This is a genomic window from Nocardia sp. NPDC055165 (assembly GCF_053606985.1).
The window spans coordinates 339,259-360,036 of record NZ_JBSGSS010000003.1 but is presented as its reverse complement, the minus strand read 5'-3'; the positions used below and the strand labels follow the sequence as shown (position 1 = coordinate 360,036).

Here is a 20,778-nt window from a genome sequence, read left to right as displayed (position 1 = left end):
GTGGCGCAGAACGCGGCCCCTGCCGCCGTACCGGGCCTGATCGAGGCCTCGGCACGGCGGCAGGACACTGATCTACGCCGTCAGCATCTCCGTCAGATGATCGGCGATCGCGACAACGGTCGGCTGCTGCCAGAAAACGGTGGCCTGCAACTTGTGGCCGAACCGCTTCTCGAGCTTCTTGCGAATGGTCACCGTCATCACCGAATCGAGTCCCTGTTCCAGCAGCGGACGGCGCGGATTCAGATCCGCCGGATCAGGCAAGCGCATCTCGGCGGCGATCGTGCCCGACACCTCCGCCGCGATCAGCTCCCGCACCTGCTCGGTGGTCAGGTTCTCCAGCGACAGCACCGGACCGGACAGCGCCGAGCCTGCCGCTGAATCGTCCTCGGCCGGACGGTCGATGACCGGATACTCCATTCCGGTGACCCGGGCGATCACCGTGCCGTCCGTCGACGCGACCAGCCCGTCCACGACATCGGTGCGCTTCGGATCCAGGGCCACCTCGATGATCACCTCGTCGGCCGGCTCACCGGCACAGCGCACGTCATCGATCTGGACCACCATCCGCAGGACCGGTTCGCCGCCGAACGCGGCGGGCGCGATCGACATCACCGCATCGAGTACCGGAGCCCAGGTGGCGCTGCCGCCTGCCGCGACGCGCACTCGCGCGCGCACCACGTCGGCGCCGAAGAGCAATTCCTCGACACGCCACTCGAACCCGGTTTCGGGCACCCCGACCGCGGCCAGTCGCTGGTGGACCACACCCGGTTCGACCGGGAACATCCGGCGCGCCGCCGGGTCGTCCAGGGCCGTGGGCAGCGGCACCCCGGCTGCGACCGGCACCGCGGATGCCTCGGCGTGGATCAGCCAGGCGGCTTCCTGCTCGGGGTCCTCACCCGGTGTCCGCGAAGCGATCCGCAGCAGCCCACGATCCGGATCGTGCACGACCTGCACCTCACGCTCACCGTCGGTCAGCAGGGGATGGCGCATCGCCACCCCGGCGAGCTCGATCGCGGCGTCACCGAGCGCACCGGCCTGCCGGAAGGTCTCGACCAGCACGGCGGCGGGCACGATCTCGGCGCCGTTGAGCGCGTGGCTACCCGGATAGGGGCGGTTCTCGTCCACCAGCACCGTGTTCCAGATCCGCAGATCGCTGCCCGCGACGGTGCTCGGGGTGCCGAGCAACGTGTGCGAGGCCGCGGCGTGCCCCTGGCCGGGGACCCGACCGGCCACCGAGGGGGCGTGCCACAGCCGACGTCCCTGCCACGCGTAGCCGGGCAGATCCGCCTGCGCCGCGGGCGGCTGCAGGCGGTCCAGGTCGACGAGCAGTCCCCGGCAGTGCACGGTGCCGAGCGCGGCCAGGAAGGCCTGCTGCTCCGGCACGTCGCGACGCAGGGTCGTGCCGACGAACGCGTCGTCGATTCCGCTCTCGCCGAGCGTTTCCCGAATCGAGTGGGCGACGACCGGGTGCGGCGAGATCTCGAGGAAGTCGCGGAATCCGTCGGCCAGCGCGGCTTCGACGGCGCCCGCCAGCCGCACGGGATTTCGCAGGTTCGCGACCCAGTACTCGGCGTCGGCCGCCGGTTCGGCACGCGCGTCGAGCAGCGCGGTCGAGTACATCCGCACCGAATGCGGGCGATAGTCCAGGTCGGCGCCCGCCGCCGCGAGCTCGGCGAGCAGCGGGTCCATGTGCGGACTGTGGAACGCCACATCGGAGGCGACGCGGCGCACCCCGATCCCGTCGTCGGGCCACTGCGCGAGCACCTCCTCGATCGCGCTCGGGTCACCGGAGAGCACACTCGATACTGTCGACGACGCGATCGCGGCGACCAGATCTGTTCTGCCGCCCAGTTTTTCGTCGGCATCCCGCAACGGCATCGTCACCATCGCCATCGCGCCGTTGCCCGCGACCCGGCGCAGCAGGATCGAGCGCCGGCAGATCAGCCGGGCGCCGTCGGCGAGCGGCAGCGCCCCGCTGGCCACGGCGGCGGCGATCTCACCGACGGAGTGGCCGATGATGGCGTCCGGGGTCACCCCGTACGCTCGCCACATCGCGGCCAGACCCGTCTGCATCACGAAGATCATGGTCTGGATCCGGTCGACGCCGTCGATCTCGTCATCGATCAGTACCTGTCGCGGCGAGAAGCCGATCTCGGCCAGGAAGATCGGCTCCACCTCGTCGACCACCGCCGCGAACTCGGGCACAGCGAGCAGCTCGCGTCCCATTCCGCGCCACTGTGAACCGTGTCCGGAGAAGACCCACACCAGGCCCTTACCGAATTCGGCGGCCACGGTTCCCGTCACGACGCCGGGGTCCGGCCGTGCGGCGGCCAGTTCCCGCAGTCGTGCGATCAACTCGTGCTCGTCGCGGGCCACCACGGCCGCGTTGTGGTTCAGGCGCGACCGGTGATGGGACAGGGTGCGGCCGACGGCGTCGAGCGGCACCGCGCCCGCCCGGTCGCTGACCCACTCCGCGAGCCGATCCGCGTACGCGCGCAGGGCGGTATCGGAGGCCGCCGAGAGCGGAAACAGCCGGAGCCCGTCGAGCTCGGTCCGCGGCGGCGCGACCGGTGGCACGGGCGCGGCGGGCGCTTCCTCCAGCACCAGGTGCGCGACGGTGCCGCCGTAGCCGAAGCCCGAGACGCCCGCGCGCCGCGGACTGCTGCCCTCGGACCACGCGGTGTGCTCGGTGGCGAGCCGAATACCCGAAGTGTCCCAGGGGATCTCCGGATTGAGCTCGGTCGACAGCGGCGTGCGCGGGATCTCCGCGTGCCGCAACGCCAGCACCGTCTTGATCACACTGGCCACGCCCGCGGCCCCCTCGAGGTGGCCGATGTTCGATTTCACCGACCCGATCAGGCAGGGGTCGCCGACCGGACGCACCGATCCGTACACCGAGGCGAGCGCCTCGGCCTCCATCGGGTCGCCCAATCTGGTGCCGGTGCCGTGCGCCTCGACGAAATCGACTGTGGCCGGGTCGATTCCGGCGTTGCGGCAGGCCCGCGCCATGACGTGAGCCTGCGCTTCGCCCGACGGCGCCATGATCCCGTTGGTCCGGCCGTCCTGATTCACCGAACTGCCCCGGATGAGCGCGAGCACCTCGTCGCCCGCGCGCTGCGCGCTGTCCAGGCGGCGCAGCACCACGACGCCGCAGCCCTCGCCACGGCCGTAACCGTCGGCCGAGGCGTCGAAGGCCTTGCTGCGGCCGTCGGGGGCGAGCGCGCCCGCCGCGTCGAGGGTGATCGTCTGGCCGGGGGTGACGATCAGGTTCACCCCGCCCACGATCGCCAGATCGCAATCACCGTTGCGCAGGCTCTGGGCGGCCAGGTGCAGCGCCACCAGCGAGGCCGAGCATGCCGTGTCCACCGCGATGCTCGGTCCGCGCAGATCGAACGAGTGCGACAACCGGTTGGCGACAGCGCAGGTCGCCGCGCCGATGCCGGTCCACGCCTCGATGCTGGCCAGGTCCTCCAGCATCAGCGCACCGTAGTCACCCGTGCAGACGCCGACGAACACACCGGTCTCGCTGCCCGCGAGTTCTCGCGGCGCGATCCCGGCCTGTTCGAGCGCATCCCAGGTGACCTCGAGCAGCAACCGCTGCTGCGGGTCCATCAGCGAGGCCTCACGTGGAGAGATGCCGAAGAATTCCGCGTCGAAGCGCTCGATCTCGTCGAGGAAGCTGCCACGGGCCACGGTGTTCTGGATGGCGGTCGCGAATTGTGGTGTGCGGTGCCGATATCGCGACCAGCGCTCCGGCGGTATCTCGCCGTAGGTGTCGCGCCCGGCCGAGAGCAGTTGCCAGAAGTCGGCGGGGGAATCGACGCCGCCGGGGAAGCGACAGCCGATGCCGATCACCGCCACCGGATCGACCGGGGTGTGGGAGGCGTTGCCGGAGACAGGGTGGGACATAGCGTTCTCGTTCCTGGATGCGACGGACGTGGGATCGGGATGGACGGTCACGCGATCCACCCCGGATCACGCAGAACCTTGATGACCGCGGCCGACAGCAGCACGCCGGGCGCCGAGCCGAACAGCAGCATGTACTGACCGGGCCCGAGTTGACCCGTGGTGATCAGATGCTCGAACGACAGGATCTGGTCGCTGGCCGAGCAGTGGCCGATATCGCGCCCGAATTCCCAGGTCGACATCTCCATGGGCAAACCGAGCGGCACCATGCACCGCTGTTCGGTGGCCTCGCGCGAACAGTTCAGGAACGCGACGCGGGCGATGTCGCCGAGCTCGATGCCCGCGTCGGCCAGCGCCTGGCCGACCACCACCGGGATCTGCTCGCGCACCCGCGCCAGGGCCGCGCCCAAGGGCGAATCGGGCGCTGCCGCCACCTTGGCGGTGATCTCCTGCAGCCGGGCGAAGAAGTCGGGCGACTTCCCGAGCGAGACACCGGGCGGGAACATCGGTTCACTGGCCCGGTGGATCTCCTCGGCTTCGGGAATCGAGGTGTGGCACACCGACATCAGCTGGGCGAAGCCGTCGGTCTTGCTCAGCACCACCGCGGAGGCGGCGTCACCGGCGACGAACAGCGCCGACATCTGCCACCGGTCCATCAGCGGGGTGCCGAAATTGTCGGCCGCCACCAACAGCGCGGTACGCCGGTCGGGATCGGCGCGCAGGTAGTCGAATGCCATCGACAGGCCGGCGAACATGCCGTTGCAACCCTGTCGGATCTCCAACGCCGGGATCGGCCCGACGAGATGACGTTGCAGGTAGGGGTGCGGCAGCCAGCCCTCCGGGCCTTGCAGCCAGGTGCTGGCGTACAGCAGGAGATCGAATTCGTCGGCGGCCAGACCGGACCGTTTCACCGCGACTTCCGCGGCGCGCAACGCCATCTCCGGGGCGGGGATCGGACCGGCCACCGCCGCACCGCCGAGCTCGTGGATCTCCGCGGTCTCGGCGGAGTACAAGCCCTGTGCGACAGCCTGTTCGGTGGTGACGGTCGAGGGGAGGAACGAGCCGAGGGCGGCTATGTAGGTATCGGGTGTTCGCATGAAGATCCTCAAGCAATCGAGTCGGTCTGGTCCTACCGTCCGGTCCAGTGCGGTAGACGTTTCTCGGCGAAGGCCAGCGGGCCCTCGGTCGCGTCGGCCGAGTCGGCGCGGACGCGCTCCCACGGGTAGTCGGCCTCGAAGGCGGCGGGCAGTGGCAGATTCGCCGACAGCGCGGCGGATTCCTTGATCGCGCGAATCGACAGGGGCGCGCAGGCGAGCACGTCGGCGGCCCAGCGGTCGACGCACGCGTCCAGTTCGGACTCGTCGACCACCTCGTTGACCACCCCGAGCTCGTAGGCCCGGGTGGCCGACATCGGGCGGCCGGTCAGCAGATGCCCCATCGCGACGCGGTAGGGCACCTGCCGGGGCAGCCGGAAGACCCCGCCCGCGCCCGGGATCAGCCCCAGTTTCACCTCGGGGAGCCCGAATCGGGCGTCGGTCGACGCGATCACGATGTCGCAGGCGAGCGCGAGTTCGAAGCCACCGCCGAGCGCGTACCCGGACACCTTCGCGATGATCGGTTTCGCGAAGGAGAAGCGTTCGGTCAGCCGCGGATACCCCGGCTTTCCCGCGCTGCCGAACGAGGACCGGGTCGGGGCGCCGTCGCCGATCCGCTCGGCCAGTTCCGTCAGGTCCTGCCCGACCGAGAACGCCCGCCGCCCCGCCCCGCTCAGCACGACGGCCCAGATGTCGTCGTCGGCTTCGATGTCGTCCCAGATCTCGGCCAGCTCGGCGTGCATGGCGCGATTCATCGCGTTGAGGACCCGCGGCCGGTTGAGTTCCACGGTCGCGAGATGGCCGTGCTTGCGGTACTCGACGGTGCTCGACGGCGCCACGGTGGTCATCGCGGCGCCTTGCGGTCGAACCGCTCGGTCTTGGCCATGACGTCCGGGGAGTACAGCCGCAACGCCTGGTGCAGCGCGAATTCCGCCAGATAGCGGCGGAACACGTCCTGTGGTTCCTCGGCGACGACCAGCATGTGCTTGTTGGCGACCACGGCGGGCGAGGCGAGTCTGGCTGCGGCCTTGCCGATTTCGAGGTCCATGTCGGCCGGTTCGGCGACGGTGTCGATCAGCGACCGCGCCTCCGGTTCGGTCGCCCAGATCTTGCGGCCCCACAGGATCACCTCCCGCGAGAGCCGGAAGTTCGCCGATCGTCCCAGGCGCAGGTTCGCGACGCCCGGGATGATGCCCTCCTGCGCGGCGGGCAGGCTGACGTAGCTGTCGGTCGCCGCGATGACCCGATCGAAGACCATGAGCAGCTGTGCTCCGCCCCCGATCGCGAACGAATCGACGGCCGCGACCCAGGGTTTGGTGACCGGGACGGCGGGCCAGCGCGCCGCGTCCTCGGTGTGTCCGCGCAGGATCTTCGCGATGTAGCCGGTCTCGCGTCCGAGCAGGAAGTCGAGGAAGGAGATCTTGCCCTGGTGCAGGTGGGCGAGATTGATGCCCGCGCTGAAGACTCGGCGACCGCGATAGCGCGGATGGTCCATCACGCCGCCGCGGACCACGCCGACCCGGGTCTCGGGGTCGAGCAGTACCAGGTCGACCGCGGTTTCCATATCGGCGACGTGCTGGTTGTCCTCGGCGTTGAGGCACTCGGTGTTGGTGATCGTGATCGTCGAGGTGCTGCCGCTGCGCTCGAGGCGCGCGGCAGGCAGTGTGATCGAGCCGGTGGCGCGGAAGTCGGCGAGCAGGTCGAGGGCGGCCTCGGTGGGCGCGCGCATCGCGTCGAGCAGGTGATTGCCGAGGACCGGGTCCGCGAACACGGCCTGGAAGAAGATGCCCTGATCGATCTCCCAGCCCTCTTTCGCCGGCTGCGCCACCGCGGCGTCGGCGTGCACCTGCGCGGTGGTCGGGAGCAGGCCGGGATACAGCACAGTCACGGCCGCGGCGAGCGCGCTCAGCCGAAGACCTCGCCGCAGGTCATCGGTGGCCGTTCCGTAGACGACAGCGAGGTGCCGTCGCAGGAACTGCCGACGCAGGCGGCGCAGCACGTGGTGCGCGGCCGCGGCCGCGGCGGCCGCCGTCTCGTCCCGGTCGGGAACCGGTCCGAGCGACTCCAGCAAGGCCGCGTGTTCGGTTGCCGCAGCGCGCAATTCGGCCATGTCGTAGTCGAGCTGACCCACGATCGTGCGCGGGGTGATGACGGTGGTCACGATGCCGCCCGTTCACGTCGCAGAGCGCGGTCCGAGGCGGCCAGATGCGCGCCGAGCGCGTCTTCGAACCGGGTGCTCGGCGCGTCGAGCAGCAACCTGCGCCGGATCGCGATCTCGATTCCCGAGACCGCGCCGAACAGCGCGGCGCCCGCGGCGATCGAGTCGGCATCGGCGCCGGGTTCGATCACGGCGTCCACCAGGCCACAGTCTCTGGCCCGCTCGGCCGACAGCGCCCTGCCGAGTACCGCCAATTCCCGGGCCGGACCACCGCCGGCCTGACCGGCCAGCCGGTAGACCGCCATCGCGGGCCACACCCCGCCGTCACTCGCCGCCAGCTCGAAGACCGTGCCCGCCGCCATGATCCGGTAGTCGGCCACGAGCAGGAGCTCCGCGGCGGGCCCGTACGCGTCGCCGTCGACGAGGGCGATGACCGGCGCGGGGACCTGCTCGAGGCGGCGCAGCGCGCCTTCCCATTTGTTCACGTCGCCGACGCTGACCGGGCCCGGCCAGGCGAATCGCGCACCCGGTGCCGCACCGCCGATGCGCAGGACCACCGCGCACTCTCCCCCGGCCGCGGACGCGTCCTCGGCCCGCACCACTGCCGCGAGCACGCTCGCGGTCAGTTCCGGTGCGAGCGCACCGTCGGCTGCCACTTCGGTGGTGATCATCTCAGTCACGAATTGCCTTTCCACAGGATGGTTTTCGCCCTTCGGCGCTCAGAACCGCAGCAGCGCGGTCTCGATCTGCGATCCCGGACCCATCGTCATGAGGACGCAGTAGTCGCCGGGCGCCACGCGCCCCTCGGCCAGCAGCCGCTCATAGGAGAACAGAAACGATCCGCTCGACAGATTCCCGAAATCGCGCATGACGCTCACGGTGTGGCGCAGGTCGTGTGTGGTCAGACCCAGGTTGATCTTCACCGCGTCGATCACCTTCTTGCCGCCGGAGTGCACGATCCACTGGGCGATGTCCTTGCGCCGGAGCCCGGCGTCGCCGAGTAGTTCGTCGACGACCCGCTCGACGTGGGCGCCGACCTCGTAGGGAACCTCTTTGTCGAGATAGAAGCTGAACTTGCCGGCATCGTCGTCCCAGTCGTAGCGCATCGCGTCCACCGCCCGCGTGATCATGTAGCTGGCGCGCCCGATCAGTTGTGGCGCACCGGATCGCGTGTCCGTGCCGGCGCCTACGTAGGATTCGCCGGTGCTGATCGCGAGGGCGGCGGCGCCGTCGCCGAACAGGCTGTTCACCACGGCGGTCCGCATCGTTCCGTCGAAAACATAAGCCGCCGAACATGCTTCGGAGCAGGCGAGGACCGCCAGCCTGCCCGGGTTGGCGACCGACCAGGAGGCCACCGCGGTCAGGCCGTTGAGCCCCGCGTTGCACCCCATCCCGACGACGTCGAGGCGCCCGGTGCTCGGCGCGAGACCGAGCTCGTTTATCAGCAGGGCGCTGAAACCCGGGGTGAGAAATCCGGTTGTCGTCACCGCCACCAGGTAATCCACGTCCCGCGGCTGTCTGCCGATCTCGGCCAGGCATCGCCGAATCGCCGCCGCACCGGTGTCCACGCCGTGCCGTCGATGCTTGCGCAGCAGGTCACCTTGCGACTCGGACCGGAACTGTCCCGCGTCGTCGACCGGCGGCAGGGTGAGATAGCGGTGCTCGATCCCGCCGTTGAGGAAGACACCGCGGATCTTCGGGTCGTCGATGGCCAGCAGATCGACCAGCTCGCGCTGGCTGTACCGCGTGGGCGGATTCGCCGACGCCACCCCGAGCAGGCGCGGTGTCGTCGATGTGGTGCCGGATTCGGTGTCGCGATCGGCGCCGTGCACGCGTCGCGCGAACAGATGCTCGATGGTTGTCATGATCGAGGTCCAATCTTGTGCGATAGACACCGCAAAGCCGCGAATGACGGCCTATCGCAGTTGCAGTCGAGCGAGAAACAACAGTGCTTGAAGCACGCATCGACGGTGATGTGCGCGTGGTGTGGCGGCGATCGCCCGAACCTGCCCCCGCAAGGTTCCGGTCCCGGTATCTATGCCCCCGCGACCCGATGTTCAGCCCAAACCTACTGTCGCCCAATGGATTTCACCAGGCCCCAATTTCTTGGGGGATGAATTCGTTACCAGGTGACCGCCGCCCCGATGCATGGCCGATTCCCACAATCCCGCACGGTCTCGAACCACGGCTAGAGATAGATGTGGACATTCGTCGATGACGAATGTCATCGGTGAACGTCTACATTGGTTTCTGGCGGGCGGTCGCGGCTCGCGGAACAGTCATGGGGTGGTAGCGGTGATACTGGAACGTGCGCCCTTGTCGAACGCGACCCGGCCCGATCGGACCGGCGCCGCCCTCGGCGTGCTGCGTGGGCTGTCGGCGCGGATTCCCCGCGACGCCGTGGACATCGCCGCGGCGGGCACTGTGGTGGCCGCGCTCGCGCTCGGCACCCTGACGCTGATCGCGACCGTCACCACCGACACCGGGCATCGACCCGACCTCGCCGCGACCGCCGCTCTGCTCGCGGTGAGCCTGTCGCTCTACCTCCGCCACCTCGCCTTCGCTGTCCGCGACGCCGTCCCACCGGCCGCGCCCATCACCTCGGCATTGCTGGCCGTGCTGGTCGTCGGGGCGGCGCCGGTCCTCGGTGTCGCATGGCTGAACACCGTGCACATCGTGGCGGTGGTCGTCGCGCTGACGCTGCGACCCGTGCTCGCCCTGCCGATCGCGGTGGTGCTGATCGCCGCCGTCGCGCCGTCGGCGGCACTGCTCGGCGCGACCGAGCAGGAGGCGATCTGGTTGTTGGTCACGACCGCGATGCGGGTGGTCGCGGTCTACACGCTGGTCTGGATGGTCGTCGCGTTGCGCCGGCTACGCAGTGCCGGTGCGGCGCTCGCCGAACAGGCCGTCGCCCGCGAACGACTGCGAATCGACCGCACGGTCACTCGAACCGTCCATACCGCACTGGTGGCGATCACCGAGTCCGCCGATCGCGCGGCGAGTTCCGCCGCGCGGAGCGACCATGTGTCGGCGCACGCCGAACTCGGCGAGCTCGTCGCCACCTCGCGCAGCGGCCTCGCCCAGGCGCGGCAACTGATCCGCAGTGTCCAGCAGACCGACTTTCGCCGTGAGCTCGCTTCCACTACAACACTTCTCGCCGCAGCGGGCGTGGTTGCCCGCATCGACCTGCCCGCCGAAGGACCACCGGCACAGTACGAGGAACCACTGCGCGCCGAACTGCGCCACCTCCTGGCGCGGCTCCTGCGCGACGGGCCGACCGAACCGGTGCTGATCACTGTTCGCCAGGTGGGGGCTCGCTGGCAGCTCGACTGCGCTATCGAGCCCAGAACTGCCACCACGGCAGGAGAACTCGGATGACCGAGGTGTCACGCCCGCTCCTCGGACCCTGGCTGGCGACCGCGCAGACCGCGCGGTTCCTCCTGGTCGGGACCACCTGCGCTACCGGTGCGCTGGCGCCCGCACGGGCGACCTTCGCCGGAACCGAGCAGGCAGGCCCGGCCTCGCTGTGGTGGATACTGGCGGTCGCCGTGGTCGCCGTGCACCTGTACCACGCCTTCGGCACGGTCGGCGCGGACCGCGAGCCCGGTAGCGCCGACGACCCTCGCCCGCGCGGCTGGCCCATGACCTTCACGCTGCTGAGTGGTCTCGTGTACCTACCGATGGTCTGGTCACCGACGGCGTGGGGCATCAGCCAGGTGTTCTTCGTCGCCTCGGCCGCACTGCTAGTACGCGGCCTGCCGCGCGTACTCCTCTGCGCGGCCCCGATCGCCGTCACCGCGGTCGGCACGCTGTTCGCCGCCGACCGCATCGCGTCGCGTCACCCGGTGGCGGCCGCCATCGAGGTGGTGGTCGTGTTCACTGCCATCGCCGGGTGCCTCGTCGGCGTGGCCCTGCTGGTCCGCGCCGTAGCCCAACTCGAACGCACCCGCACCGATCTCGCCGAGCAGGCCGCGGGCCGAGAACGCCTTCGAGTCTCGCGCGACCTGCACGATCTCCTCGGGCAGAGCCTGTCGGCCGTCTCGCTCAAGGGCGACCTGGCCGCGGCCTTGCTGCCCAGCGATCCGGGCGCGGCACGATCGGAAATCGACGGCATCGCCGCACTCGCCCGCGAGACCCTGCAGGCGATGCGACGGGTCACCCTCGGCGAGCACACCATCTCCCTGCGCACGGAAGCCGCCGGGGCCACCGCCCTGCTCTCGGCCGCCGGGATCGACACCCACCATCACATCGATCTTCCGCCGCTGGCGCCCGAGGTCGACGACGCGTTCGCGTGGGCCACTCGCGAAGGCATCACCAATGTGCTGCGGCACAGCACCGCCCGCACGTGCTGGATCGAAGCCGGTCGGCGGGACGGCACGCTGTTCTTGGAGATCGTCAACGACGGGGCGCACCGCAAGCCGGGTTCCGGGAACGGCCTGTCCGGACTGGCGGAGCGGACGGCGGCGTTGTCGGGTACCGTGTCGGCGCGACACAGCAAGGACGGCCTGTTTCACTTGCGCGTCGAGATCCCAGGGGGGACATGATGATTCGCGTGCTCGTCGCCGAGGACATGCACATGATCCGGGGCGCGCTGGTGGCGCTGCTGTCCCGTGAGGAAGACATGGACGTGGTATCGGAACTGGACCGTGGCGACCATGTCATCGACGAGATCCTGCGCACGCGCCCGGATGTCGCGTTGCTCGACATCGACATGCCGGGCCTGGACGGACTCAGCGTCGCCAAGCTCATTCACGAACAGGTACCCGAAACCCAGGTGCTGATCCTGACCGGACTCAGTCAGCCGGGCTACCTGCTGCGCGCCCTGCACGCGCAGGTGCGCGGTTTCGTCGTCAAGGACGCACCGGCGCAGACGCTGGCCGACAGTATCCGCAAGGTCGTCGCCGGCGAGCGGGTGATCGACACCGACCTGGTCGCCGCGGCCCTCGAGACCGGTACCAGTCCGCTCACCACCCGTGAGGCCGATGTGATCCGGGCGGCCGAGACCGGGATCAGCACCGACGAGATCGCCACCACGCTGTTCCTGTCACCGGCGACGGTGCGCAACTACTTGTCGAACGCGATCACCAAGATCGGTGGGCGCAACCGCATCGACGCGATCCGCATCGCCCGCAATGCCGGCTGGCTGTGAGCTCGACCGGTCGCGACAGCACCTGGCCGGGACGCCGGAAAACCCGACGGCACAGTGCCGTCGGGTTTCGGCGCTTCGCTGGTTCAGCGGGCGGCCGCGGTGATGGTCGCGACCACCTCGTCCGGATGTGACACCGGCGACGCGTGCGAGGACTTCACTTCACTGACCTGAGCTTTCGCGCGATCGGCCTGGAAGCGCTGCGCCGCAGGCGGCAGGATCTGATCCTCGGTCGAGATCAGGTACCACGACGGAGTCGACGCCCACGACGGGTCCCCGCTCGGCTCGGCCTGCGCGGCCGCGGAGGTAGGCCGCTGACGCGCGGCGAGCTGCGCCGCGACATCGGCGCTGACGTCCTGAGCGAAGACCTCGCCGAACTGTTCGGGTTTCAGCGTGACCTCGGCCCCGGTGTCGGTGGGCTTGATCTGCAACGCCGGACCGATCTTGCTGCCCGGGTATTTCGCGGGATCCGAGAGTGCTTGTACCGGTTCGCCTTTCGCCGGAGCGAAGCCCGCGATGAACACCGCGGACTTGACCTCCGGACGGTGCATATTGCTGATCACGGCACCGCCGTAGGAATGCCCGACCAGCACGACCGGCCCGGTGACATTCGCGATCGCCGAGGTGACGGCGGCCGCGTCCGAACTCGGTCCACGCAACGGATTCTCCGGCTGGACCACCTGGTAGCCCTGCGCCCGTAGTTTGCCCGCGACCGTGTCCCAGCTGGAACTGTCGGAGAACGAGCCGTGCACCAGCACGATGGTCGGCTTCGCCACGGCGGCAGCGGCGGTCGTAGTGGGCGCCGGCGCGTCGGCCGATTCGGTGTCGCTGCCGCACGCGGCAGTCGCGAACACCGCGGTCGCGGCCAGCAGTGTCATGACATTTCGGAGCCGGACAAGCTTGTGCATAGCGTTCCATTCTCGTAGGCGTCGGTCTCTCGACTGAGAATCGCAGCCCGCTCCGATGGCAGGTAGATACCGATGTGGACGGCGACCGATGGCAAATGTCACGGTCGCCGTCCACTCGGCAGCACAATCAGCTGACCCCGGGGATCACGGAGGGCCGATATCGCGCAGCTTCTCTACGTATTCCGCGTCGGCACTCGACCTTTCGGCCAGCAGGACATCCACCGCGGGCGGCAGCGCCGGGGGCAGGGCAGGGGTGGTGCGAATATCGAGGACATAGGGCTTGCCGTCCGCGACGGCCCGGAATCCGCGTTCGATCGCGCGCTGCAGCTTGCGGCCGTCGTCGACCACCTTTCCGTCGATGCCGAAGGTCTTGGCGATGTCGACGAAATCCTGCTCGGGTTCGCCCAGGCTCAGGTAGGTCGCCGGATTGGTCGGCCGCCAGCCGTAGACGCGTTCGATCAGCCCGAGCCCGATCACCAGCGACGAATACTGCGCGTCGTTGACGACGATGTACAGCACCGGCAGATCGAATTTGGCGCTGGTCCACCAGGAATTGGTGTGGAACAGCGCCGAACCGTCGCCGATGACATTGACGATGTAGCGCTCCTCCCGCACGGCGAGGGAGAATCCGATCGACGCGGGCAACGAGAATCCCAGCGAACCACCCGAGGTGCAGAAGTAGGCGTCCGGCGAATCGTACTGAACCACCTTCTGCAAGCTGCTGGCGATCGAGAACGCTTCGTTGAGTACGGTGATCGGCCGATCGAGCGTCTTCTGCACTTCCGCCAGCGCGAACGCCACCTGCTGACCGGGAATCGGCACAGGGGCGTCGACGACAGCGGTCTTCGATTCTTCCGAAACCACCGAGTCGACGGTCTCGAGTTCGGCAACCGCCGCCGAATCGAGCAACTGGAATTGGTCGGCGTCGGCCGAGAACGCGGCGTCGCGTTGCGCGCCGAGCCGCAGAATGTTCGCATTGCGCGCTTGCGCCGACGCGAGGTCGAAGTGCGGGCTCGCGGCGATACCGGAAATGATCGGTGGCAGCGTCTTCTTGATGTCACCGAGGACACCGACCTCGGTGAAGTAGTTCTTGCCGATCTGCCACGAATCATTGTGCAGCGCCACCTGAACCAGGTCCGCGGGCAGGATCGGGCCCTTGTCCCACCGGAAGATCGAGATCTGGGCGTGGGAGTTCACCCCGATCAGGAAGATGGTGTCGTAGCCCCGCAACTGCATGTGGATGCCGTCTTGGATGGGTGCCAGTTCACCCTGCCAGTGCGGCAGGTCGTTCGGATAGTTCATCCGGCTCGCCTGGAACTCCGAGTACACGGCCGCGCCGAGCAGGTTCGCGAGACCTTCGATCTCCGGCCACGCGCCGGCCTCGCCGACGCCGTCGCCGACCAGCAGCACCGGATTGTTCGCGTTGGCGAGAGTCTCGACGGCCGCAGCGATCCCGGCCTCGTCGCCGGTCACCGCGTGCGCGATCCGAGTGGAGCGGGCCGGTTCCTGCAAGGTCGGCTGCTCGATCAGGAAATCCCACGGCACCGAGACGAACACGGGCCGGAACGGCGGCGTGAACAATTCTTTGAACGCACGCTGCATGACGAGCGGAATCTCGTCCGCGCTGCGGATCTCGTGTGCCCACTTCGTGTACTGGCCCGCGGTTCGGACCAGATCCGACCCCAGCAGCGGCTCCTGGATCAGCAGATCGCTGTGCTGCTGGCCGCACAGGACGAGGACCGGAATATTCGAGGTGTACGCGTCGAAAAGGTTTCCGACGATATTGGCGGCGCCAGGGGTGATGTGGACCAGTGCGACGCCGGGCCTGCCCGACGCGCGGGCATAACCCATCGCGGCGCCCATCGCGATGTTCTCGTGCAGGGTCGGGATGTACTCGACACCGTTCTCCGGAATGGTGGTGGCGTCGATCAGCGGGATTTCCTGGGTGCCGGGAACACCGAAGATGTACTCGATGCCGGCGTCGCGAATGTAGTCGAAGATGACATCGCGCCCTAGTTTGGGTGAACTCATTGCAGTCCTGTCATACGGTCGAGATCGGGAGATGTTCTCGGTGCCGGTCGCAGCCTGGCGATGCCCATTTCGCCCTGTTCTGGCAGCAAAAAAGCCCTGACCGAAAGGCCGGGCTGATGGGGTCATCGAGAGTGCGCTGCGAGGGGCCGAGAAGCGGGGGTCACCGGCGTAAGCGCCGTAGAAAGCCCAACCTGGCCGGAACTTCGTTGTCTCACAACCATTTTGAGCACGCGAATGCCCGCTGGCTCAATGATGACCCAGCGCGCGGGCGCCGTCAATGGCAAGCGCGAATCCGATCGAACAACCTGGTAGAGCCCGCGCGCGTCGTGAAATTTCCGGTCGGCGCGGCGACGATCGCGATGGGCGTAAGGCCACGGCAGCCATACCGGACCGCTCGGAATGTGTCCGAGATTGCACACACACCGGGAACAAGCACGCGCGAGCCGCCGGTTATACACCGTATGACGTTCTCCGTACCGGTCCTCGTCCGCGGCTACGAGCTCGACACCCAGGGCCATCTCAATCACGCCGTCTATCACCAGTACGGCGAGCACGCCCGGTGGGAGCTGCTGCGCGCGGCGGGCATCCCGCAGGACAAGTTCATCGCCAGCGGCGTCGGTGCGGTGGTGCTCGAGTCGACCATCAAGTACAAGCGCGAACTGCGCGGTGGCGACGAGGTCACCGTGACTTGCGCGTTCGACTGGAAGGAAGGCGAGAAGGTCTTCCGCTTCCACCACCAGATCATCAAGCTCGACGGAACCGTCGCCGCGGAGATCACCGTCGTGGCGGGCGCGATGGACCTGACAGCCCGCCGGCTCGTCGCGAACCCGGCCGAACATTTCCGCGAGCTCGCCGAGAATCCCGAACTGCTCGGCCTCTAGCGACCACACACGGCGCGGCAGGCACCCTCCAGCACGGACCCGGGGGACGCCTGCCGCGCCGTTGCCATCTGCGTTTGCTGCCGGATTGCCGGTGAGAACACGCTTGCAACATCCGAGTTGTCCGAAATTCTTTCCCGGCAAGGCGATCACGCGCCGCTCGGCGGTTTGCCCGGCACTCCGCAAATCTCGCGAACCGGCTCGGCGGACCACCTGTTCACGTTATGATCCGAAGCACCTTTTGGGGTTCTGGCAAATCGCGAGCAGACGAGAAAGATCGGAGTGAGTGCCCATGACCGACGCCATCCACCTCCCCGCTACCGCGTCGTCCCGAGATCGGGGCCCCGCCTTGCGCGGATTGCTGGTGGCCGAGTCCGAGCGCGACATCTCGGTGCGCGTCGACGGTGGAACCTGGACATTCGACCGCAACGACGTCGTGCGACTCACCGAAGACCGCGTGGGCGCGGGTGAACGTCAGGTACGGGTCGATATCCGTCCCGGCGCCACCGCCGACTTCACCCGACGGATGCGCGTCGATCTGGTCGACCGGCCGATCACCCTCGCACCGGAACCGTCGGAGGCACTGGGCGACGAGCAGCTGGCCCGCGCCACCCGCAGCTGGGCGACGAAATTGCGCATCGCCGAACGAGGTGGTGTCACCGGGGCGACCTTCACCTTCCGCGACGGCATCAACTGCGACAGCCTCGACTGAAACGGCGCGCAAGTGATGGAAGGCGCTACCGACGCCGTGCTCATCGTCTCCGAAGCCGACGACCTGCACGCCGATGCGCTGGCGTCGACCCTGCGAGAACACCACGGGCTCGATCCGATCCGGCTCGACCTGCGCGACTTCCCCACTGAGACAGGGAGTTTCCGGCTCGACAAAGCGGGCACCAACCGCGCGATGTCCCATGTCCACGGGCTCGACGACGTCCGTGCGGTGTGGTGGCGCAGGCCGCACCCGTGCCGGGTGCCCACCGGCGTTCGCGCGGCCGACGACGCGTTCCGCCAGGCCGAGTGTGACGGATTCCTGCAGGGCATGCTGTGGTCGATCCCGGCGTACTGGGTCAACGATCCGGCCGCCGAGCGCACCGCGAGCCGCAAGATCGTCCAGCTCGAAACCGCGCAGCGGGCGGGTTTCACGATCCCGGAAACGCTGGTCACCAACGACCCGGACGAGGCGCGCAGTTTCGTCGAATCCCGGTGCGGGCCAGTGGTGTACAAGCGCACCGGCACGGGCCGTGGCGAATTCTCGGAGACCAGGATCATCACCAGGCCCGAGCTGAACAAGCTCGAGTCGATCCGGTCGACGCCGACCACGTTCCAGGATTACGTGGAGGCCAGCTGCGATCTTCGGGTCGTCTGGGTCGACGGCGTCGAGTGGAGTGTGCGCATCGACTCCCAGGCGGGAGTCGGACGCATCGATTCCCGGCTCGACACCTCGGTCGCGTTCGCACCGGATCGGCTACCGGCGTCGGTCAGCAAGTCCCTCGCGACCCTGATGGGCGCGCTCGGACTCAGCTTCGGCGTGGTCGATCTGCGCCTCGGCAACGACGGCGAGTACTACTTCCTCGAGGTCAACCCGCAGGGACAGTTCGCCTACCTCGAGATCAAGACCGGGCTGCCACTGTTCGCCAGCCTGGCCAATCTGCTGGTCCGTGGCGACGGAGCCGTCGCAGGCTGGTAGCGACACCGTCGCGTGGCGCGCGATTCAGTCGGCCGGATTCTTGCGCCGATTGGCGCCGCCGCGCCCACGCAGTTCTACATGTGACTCGACCAGCACATTGTGGATGAAGCCGTACGAGCGGCCGGTGGACCTGGCCAGGGTGCGAATGGACGCGCCCGCCTCGTACTGCTTCTTCAGCTGGGTCTGCAGCCGGTCGCGGGACTTGCCCGTCACCCGGGTGCCCTTACCCAGGGCTGACTTGCCGATCGTCGATTTACCCTTGGCCGACCTAGCGGCCTGTCTGGCACTGTCGCTCATGGCTTCCTCCGAGTCGCCGAGCACTTCTTCCAGGCTAGACACTCCGCACTCGGTGATCAACGAAAACAGTGATCAAACTCACGCGATCCCGGCGAGTTCCGCCACGACACAGCCTTTCACCACGGATCAGGCGAGGTCGATCAGCTCCGCGTACTCCGCGGACCAGTGGTCCTCGGTGCCGTCGGGCAGCAGGATGACCCGCTCCGGGTTGAGCGCCTCGGCCGCGCCCGGGTCGTGCGTCACCAGCACCACAGCACCCGCGTAGGTGCGCAGCGCCTCGAGGACCTGCTCGCGCGAGACCGGGTCGAGGTTGTTGGTCGGCTCGTCGAGCAGCAGCACGTTCGCCGCCGAGGACACCAGCCCGGCCAGGGCCAGACGCGTCTTCTCACCGCCGGACAGCGTGCCCGCCGGCTGGTCGAGCTGCGGACCGGTGAACATGAACGCACCGAGCAGGCTGCGCAGCTCCTGCTCCCCCGCGTCCGGAGAGGCGTGGCGGATGTTCTCCCACACCGAGGCCTGGTCGTCGAGGGTGTCGTGCTCCTGGGCGAAGTAGCCGACCTTGAGCCCACGGCCCTGCTCGACGCCGCCCGCGGTCGGCGTCTCGACACCGGCGAGCAGTTTCAGCATGGTCGTCTTACCGGCGCCGTTGAGCCCGAGCACCACCACGCGGCTGCCCTTGTCGACGGCGAAGTTCACGCCGGTGAAGATTTCCAGGGAACCGTAGAGCTTGGTCAGGTCCTTCACCATCAGCGGCGTCTTGCTGCAGGCCGCGGGCTCGGGGAACCTGATACGGGCGACCTTGTCGCTCACGCGCACGTCGTCGAGCTCGTTGATCAAGCGTTCGGCGCGACGCACCATCTGGTGTGCCGCAGCGGCTTTGGTGGCCTTCGCGCCGAGCTTGGCAGCCTGCTGACGCAGCGCGCCCGCCTTCTTCTCGGCGTTGGCGCGCTCGCGGACGCGGCGCTGCTCGTCGGTGGCACGGGCGTCGAGGTACTTCTTCCAGCCCATGTTGTAGACGTCGGGCTCACCGCGCACGGCGTCGAGGAACCACACCTTGTTGACCACGTCGCCGAGCAGTTCCACGTCGTGGCTGATCACGATCAGGCCGCCGTCGTGGTTCTGCAGGAACCCGCGCAGCCAGGTGATGGAGTCGGCGTCGAGGTGGTTGGTCGGTTCGTCGAGCAGCAGGATGCGGTCGGAGCGCCCACCCGAGCCGTCGGAGGCGGAGAACAGGATGCGGGCCAGCTCGATGCGGCGGCGCTGACCACCGGAGAGGGTGCGCAGCTGCTGATCGAGGACGCGATCGGGCAGGCCGAGGCTGTTGCAGATGCGGGCCGCCTCGCTCTCGGCGACGTAGCCGCCGAGCGAGGAGAACTGGTCCTCGAGGCGCCCGTACCGGCGAATCGCCTTGTCGCGAGCGGCATCGTCGGCCACCTCGGCCATCTCGACCTGGGCCTTCTCCATGTCGCGCAGCAGCACGTCGAGCCCGCGCGCCGAGAGCACCCGGTCTTTGGCGATCACATCGAGATCGCCTTCCTTCGGGTCCTGCGGCAGATAGCCGATGTCGGTGGAGCGCGTGATCTTTCCGGCGTACGGCTCGCCCTCGCCCGCGAGGATGCGCAGGGTGGTGGTCTTACCCGCACCGTTGCGACCGACCAGTCCGATCCGGTCGCCGGACTGCACCCGCAGCGCCGGCCCAGGAGCCGAGAGCAGGGTACGGACTCCGGCCCGGACCTCCAGGTCGGTCGCCGTGATCACAGAGTTCTCCTCAGAGTAAGACAAACGGGAAGGGCATATCGGCAAGAACCACTTATTTTACCGTCGACGCTTCCGGAAGCCGAACCCGGCGCTGCCCGATGTGAGCGTGGTTACTCTCGTGCCATGACTACCGATCTCCTTGGCCGGACCGCTCTCGTCACCGGAGCCAGTCGCGGCATCGGCCTCGCGACTGCGGCCGAACTGATGCGCCGGGGCGCGAACGTGCTGATCACCGCGCGTAAACCCGAACCACTGGAGGCCGCGGCCACCGAGCTGCGCGCGCTGGGCCACAAGGGTCAGGTGAGCTATCTCGCCGGCAACGCGGGCGATGCCGACGCACGCGCGGAAGCTGTGGCCAGAGCCGTCACCGAGTACGGCTCGCTCGACATCCTGATCAACAACACCGGCATCAACCCCGTCTACGGTCCGCTGATGGACGCCGATCTGGGTGGCGTCAGCAAGATCTTCGATGTGAACGTGGTGGCGTCGCTGGGCTATGTGCAGCAGGCCTACCGCGCGTGGATGGCCGAGCACGGTGGTGCGGTGGTGAACGTGGCCAGCGTGGCGGGCATCCGGTCGTCGGGGGTGATCTCGGCCTACGGCGCGTCGAAGGCGGCGCTGATCCGGCTCACCGAGGAGCTGGCCTGGCAGCTGGGCCCGAAGATCCGCGTCAACGCGGTGGCGCCGGGCGTGGTCAAGACCAAGTTCGCCGATGCGCTGTACTCCGACGACGAGGAGCGTGCCGCGAGCGTGTATCCGCTGAAGCGACTCGGCGAGCCCGAGGACGTGGCCCGGCTGATCGCATTCCTGGTGTCCGACGAGGCAGCGTGGATCACCGGTGATTGTGTGCGGGTCGACGGCGGGTTCCTGTCCACCGGCGGCATCTGAACCCACCACCTCTGAAACTCGCAGGGG

At 68.4% G+C, this 20,778-nt stretch carries 17 protein-coding genes; 7 read left to right on the top strand and 10 right to left on the bottom strand.

Annotated elements, in window-relative coordinates; translation table 11 throughout:
- Nucleotides 1–72: 72 nt before the first annotated feature.
- From ACWFRF_RS08430 to dpgA, 6 genes are read right to left on the bottom strand one after another with little or no spacing between them, the layout of a single operon-like run.
- Complete coding sequence (locus tag ACWFRF_RS08430; RefSeq protein ID WP_452449318.1) at nt 73–3,909, bottom strand: type I polyketide synthase; 3,837 nt, start codon at nt 3,907–3,909, stop codon at nt 73–75.
- A 47-nt stretch (nt 3,910–3,956) separates the two neighbouring features.
- Nucleotides 3,957–5,003 carry a ketoacyl-ACP synthase III family protein gene (locus ACWFRF_RS08425; RefSeq protein WP_387443038.1) on the bottom strand — a complete coding sequence of 349 codons (1,047 nt, stop codon included), beginning with the start codon at nt 5,001–5,003 and terminating at the stop codon, nt 3,957–3,959.
- A gap of 32 nt (nt 5,004–5,035) precedes the next feature.
- Nucleotides 5,036–5,848: an enoyl-CoA-hydratase DpgD gene (dpgD, locus tag ACWFRF_RS08420; RefSeq protein ID WP_452449317.1), complete on the bottom strand. Its 813-nt coding sequence runs from the start codon at nt 5,846–5,848 to the stop codon at nt 5,036–5,038.
- Entirely contained in the window at nt 5,845–7,161 is a 1,317-nt protein-coding gene (gene dpgC, locus ACWFRF_RS08415) for a (3,5-dihydroxyphenyl)acetyl-CoA 1,2-dioxygenase DpgC (RefSeq protein ID WP_452449316.1), read from the bottom strand. The genes dpgD and dpgC overlap by 4 nt, the downstream gene beginning before the upstream one ends.
- Nucleotides 7,158–7,829, bottom strand: coding sequence for an enoyl-CoA-hydratase DpgB (dpgB, locus tag ACWFRF_RS08410; RefSeq protein ID WP_452449502.1), 672 nt, complete (start codon nt 7,827–7,829; stop codon nt 7,158–7,160). The genes dpgC and dpgB overlap by 4 nt, the downstream gene beginning before the upstream one ends.
- A gap of 48 nt (nt 7,830–7,877) precedes the next feature.
- A complete protein-coding gene (gene dpgA, locus ACWFRF_RS08405; protein WP_452449315.1) occupies nt 7,878–9,023 on the bottom strand; it encodes a 3,5-dihydroxyphenylacetyl-CoA synthase DpgA in 1,146 nt (381 codons plus the stop codon).
- 451 nt (nt 9,024–9,474) lie between these two features.
- Here dpgA and ACWFRF_RS08400 point away from each other — a divergent pair, with 451 nt between their 5' ends.
- From ACWFRF_RS08400 to ACWFRF_RS08390, 3 genes are read left to right on the top strand one after another with little or no spacing between them, the layout of a single operon-like run.
- Nucleotides 9,475–10,536: a hypothetical protein gene (locus ACWFRF_RS08400; protein WP_452449314.1), complete on the top strand. Its 1,062-nt coding sequence runs from the start codon at nt 9,475–9,477 to the stop codon at nt 10,534–10,536.
- Complete coding sequence (locus ACWFRF_RS08395; RefSeq protein ID WP_378995306.1) at nt 10,533–11,702, top strand: sensor histidine kinase; 1,170 nt, start codon at nt 10,533–10,535, stop codon at nt 11,700–11,702. Before ACWFRF_RS08400 ends, ACWFRF_RS08395 begins: the two co-directional genes overlap by 4 nt.
- On the top strand, nt 11,702–12,307 hold the full coding sequence (locus ACWFRF_RS08390) for a response regulator (RefSeq protein ID WP_378995351.1): 606 nt from the start codon (nt 11,702–11,704) through the stop codon (nt 12,305–12,307). The genes ACWFRF_RS08395 and ACWFRF_RS08390 overlap by 1 nt, the downstream gene beginning before the upstream one ends.
- An 83-nt stretch (nt 12,308–12,390) precedes the next feature.
- Here ACWFRF_RS08390 and ACWFRF_RS08385 read toward each other — a convergent pair whose 3' ends face one another.
- Nucleotides 12,391–13,212 carry an alpha/beta hydrolase gene (locus tag ACWFRF_RS08385; protein ID WP_379314671.1) on the bottom strand — a complete coding sequence of 274 codons (822 nt, stop codon included), beginning with the start codon at nt 13,210–13,212 and terminating at the stop codon, nt 12,391–12,393.
- A gap of 144 nt (nt 13,213–13,356) precedes the next feature.
- A complete protein-coding gene (locus tag ACWFRF_RS08380) occupies nt 13,357–15,369 on the bottom strand; it encodes a thiamine pyrophosphate-binding protein (protein WP_452449313.1) in 2,013 nt (670 codons plus the stop codon).
- Between the two features lie 335 nt (nt 15,370–15,704).
- Between ACWFRF_RS08380 and ACWFRF_RS08375 the strand changes: the two genes are divergently transcribed.
- The 3 genes from ACWFRF_RS08375 (at nt 15,705) to ACWFRF_RS08365 (ending at nt 17,808) form a co-directional block, all read left to right on the top strand.
- Nucleotides 15,705–16,124 (top strand): acyl-CoA thioesterase, encoded by a 420-nt coding sequence (locus ACWFRF_RS08375; RefSeq protein WP_452449312.1) that lies wholly within the window; start codon nt 15,705–15,707, stop codon nt 16,122–16,124.
- A 289-nt stretch (nt 16,125–16,413) separates the two neighbouring features.
- Complete coding sequence (locus tag ACWFRF_RS08370; RefSeq protein WP_378995314.1) at nt 16,414–16,833, top strand: hypothetical protein; 420 nt, start codon at nt 16,414–16,416, stop codon at nt 16,831–16,833.
- A gap of 15 nt (nt 16,834–16,848) precedes the next feature.
- A complete protein-coding gene (locus tag ACWFRF_RS08365) occupies nt 16,849–17,808 on the top strand; it encodes a hypothetical protein (protein WP_452449311.1) in 960 nt (319 codons plus the stop codon).
- Nucleotides 17,809–17,832: 24 nt separating this feature from the next.
- Here the strand turns inward: ACWFRF_RS08365 and ACWFRF_RS08360 are convergent, their stop codons facing one another.
- Together ACWFRF_RS08360 and ACWFRF_RS08355 are read right to left on the bottom strand one after the other, a co-directional pair.
- Nucleotides 17,833–18,105, bottom strand: a complete 273-nt coding sequence (locus ACWFRF_RS08360; protein ID WP_378995318.1) for a helix-turn-helix domain-containing protein — start codon at nt 18,103–18,105, stop codon at nt 17,833–17,835.
- A 126-nt stretch (nt 18,106–18,231) separates the two neighbouring features.
- Nucleotides 18,232–19,863 carry an ABC-F family ATP-binding cassette domain-containing protein gene (locus ACWFRF_RS08355; protein WP_266290317.1) on the bottom strand — a complete coding sequence of 544 codons (1,632 nt, stop codon included), beginning with the start codon at nt 19,861–19,863 and terminating at the stop codon, nt 18,232–18,234.
- 123 nt (nt 19,864–19,986) lie between these two features.
- Here ACWFRF_RS08355 and ACWFRF_RS08350 point away from each other — a divergent pair, with 123 nt between their 5' ends.
- On the top strand, nt 19,987–20,751 hold the full coding sequence (locus ACWFRF_RS08350) for an SDR family oxidoreductase (protein ID WP_449965852.1): 765 nt from the start codon (nt 19,987–19,989) through the stop codon (nt 20,749–20,751).
- Nucleotides 20,752–20,778: the final 27 nt, after the last annotated feature.

What these genes read in the sequence shown, in the direction of transcription:
- ACWFRF_RS08350 (WP_449965852.1), top strand. Translation starts at nt 19,987, where the DNA reads ATGACTACCGATCTCCTTGGCCGGACCGCTCTCGTCACCGGAGCCAGT.
- ACWFRF_RS08370 (WP_378995314.1), top strand. Translation starts at nt 16,414, where the DNA reads ATGACCGACGCCATCCACCTCCCCGCTACCGCGTCGTCCCGAGATCGG.
- dpgB (WP_452449502.1), bottom strand. Translation starts at nt 7,829, where the DNA reads ATGATCACCACCGAAGTGGCAGCCGACGGTGCGCTCGCACCGGAACTG.
- dpgA (WP_452449315.1), bottom strand. Translation starts at nt 9,023, where the DNA reads ATGACAACCATCGAGCATCTGTTCGCGCGACGCGTGCACGGCGCCGAT.
- ACWFRF_RS08360 (WP_378995318.1), bottom strand. Translation starts at nt 18,105, where the DNA reads ATGAGCGACAGTGCCAGACAGGCCGCTAGGTCGGCCAAGGGTAAATCG.
- ACWFRF_RS08365 (WP_452449311.1), top strand. Translation starts at nt 16,849, where the DNA reads ATGGAAGGCGCTACCGACGCCGTGCTCATCGTCTCCGAAGCCGACGAC.
- ACWFRF_RS08425 (WP_387443038.1), bottom strand. Translation starts at nt 5,003, where the DNA reads ATGCGAACACCCGATACCTACATAGCCGCCCTCGGCTCGTTCCTCCCC.
- ACWFRF_RS08395 (WP_378995306.1), top strand. Translation starts at nt 10,533, where the DNA reads ATGACCGAGGTGTCACGCCCGCTCCTCGGACCCTGGCTGGCGACCGCG.
- dpgD (WP_452449317.1), bottom strand. Translation starts at nt 5,848, where the DNA reads ATGACCACCGTGGCGCCGTCGAGCACCGTCGAGTACCGCAAGCACGGC.
- ACWFRF_RS08385 (WP_379314671.1), bottom strand. Translation starts at nt 13,212, where the DNA reads ATGCACAAGCTTGTCCGGCTCCGAAATGTCATGACACTGCTGGCCGCG.
- ACWFRF_RS08390 (WP_378995351.1), top strand. Translation starts at nt 11,702, where the DNA reads ATGATTCGCGTGCTCGTCGCCGAGGACATGCACATGATCCGGGGCGCG.
- ACWFRF_RS08375 (WP_452449312.1), top strand. Translation starts at nt 15,705, where the DNA reads ATGACGTTCTCCGTACCGGTCCTCGTCCGCGGCTACGAGCTCGACACC.
- ACWFRF_RS08430 (WP_452449318.1), bottom strand. Translation starts at nt 3,909, where the DNA reads ATGTCCCACCCTGTCTCCGGCAACGCCTCCCACACCCCGGTCGATCCG.
- ACWFRF_RS08380 (WP_452449313.1), bottom strand. Translation starts at nt 15,369, where the DNA reads ATGACCCCATCAGCCCGGCCTTTCGGTCAGGGCTTTTTTGCTGCCAGA.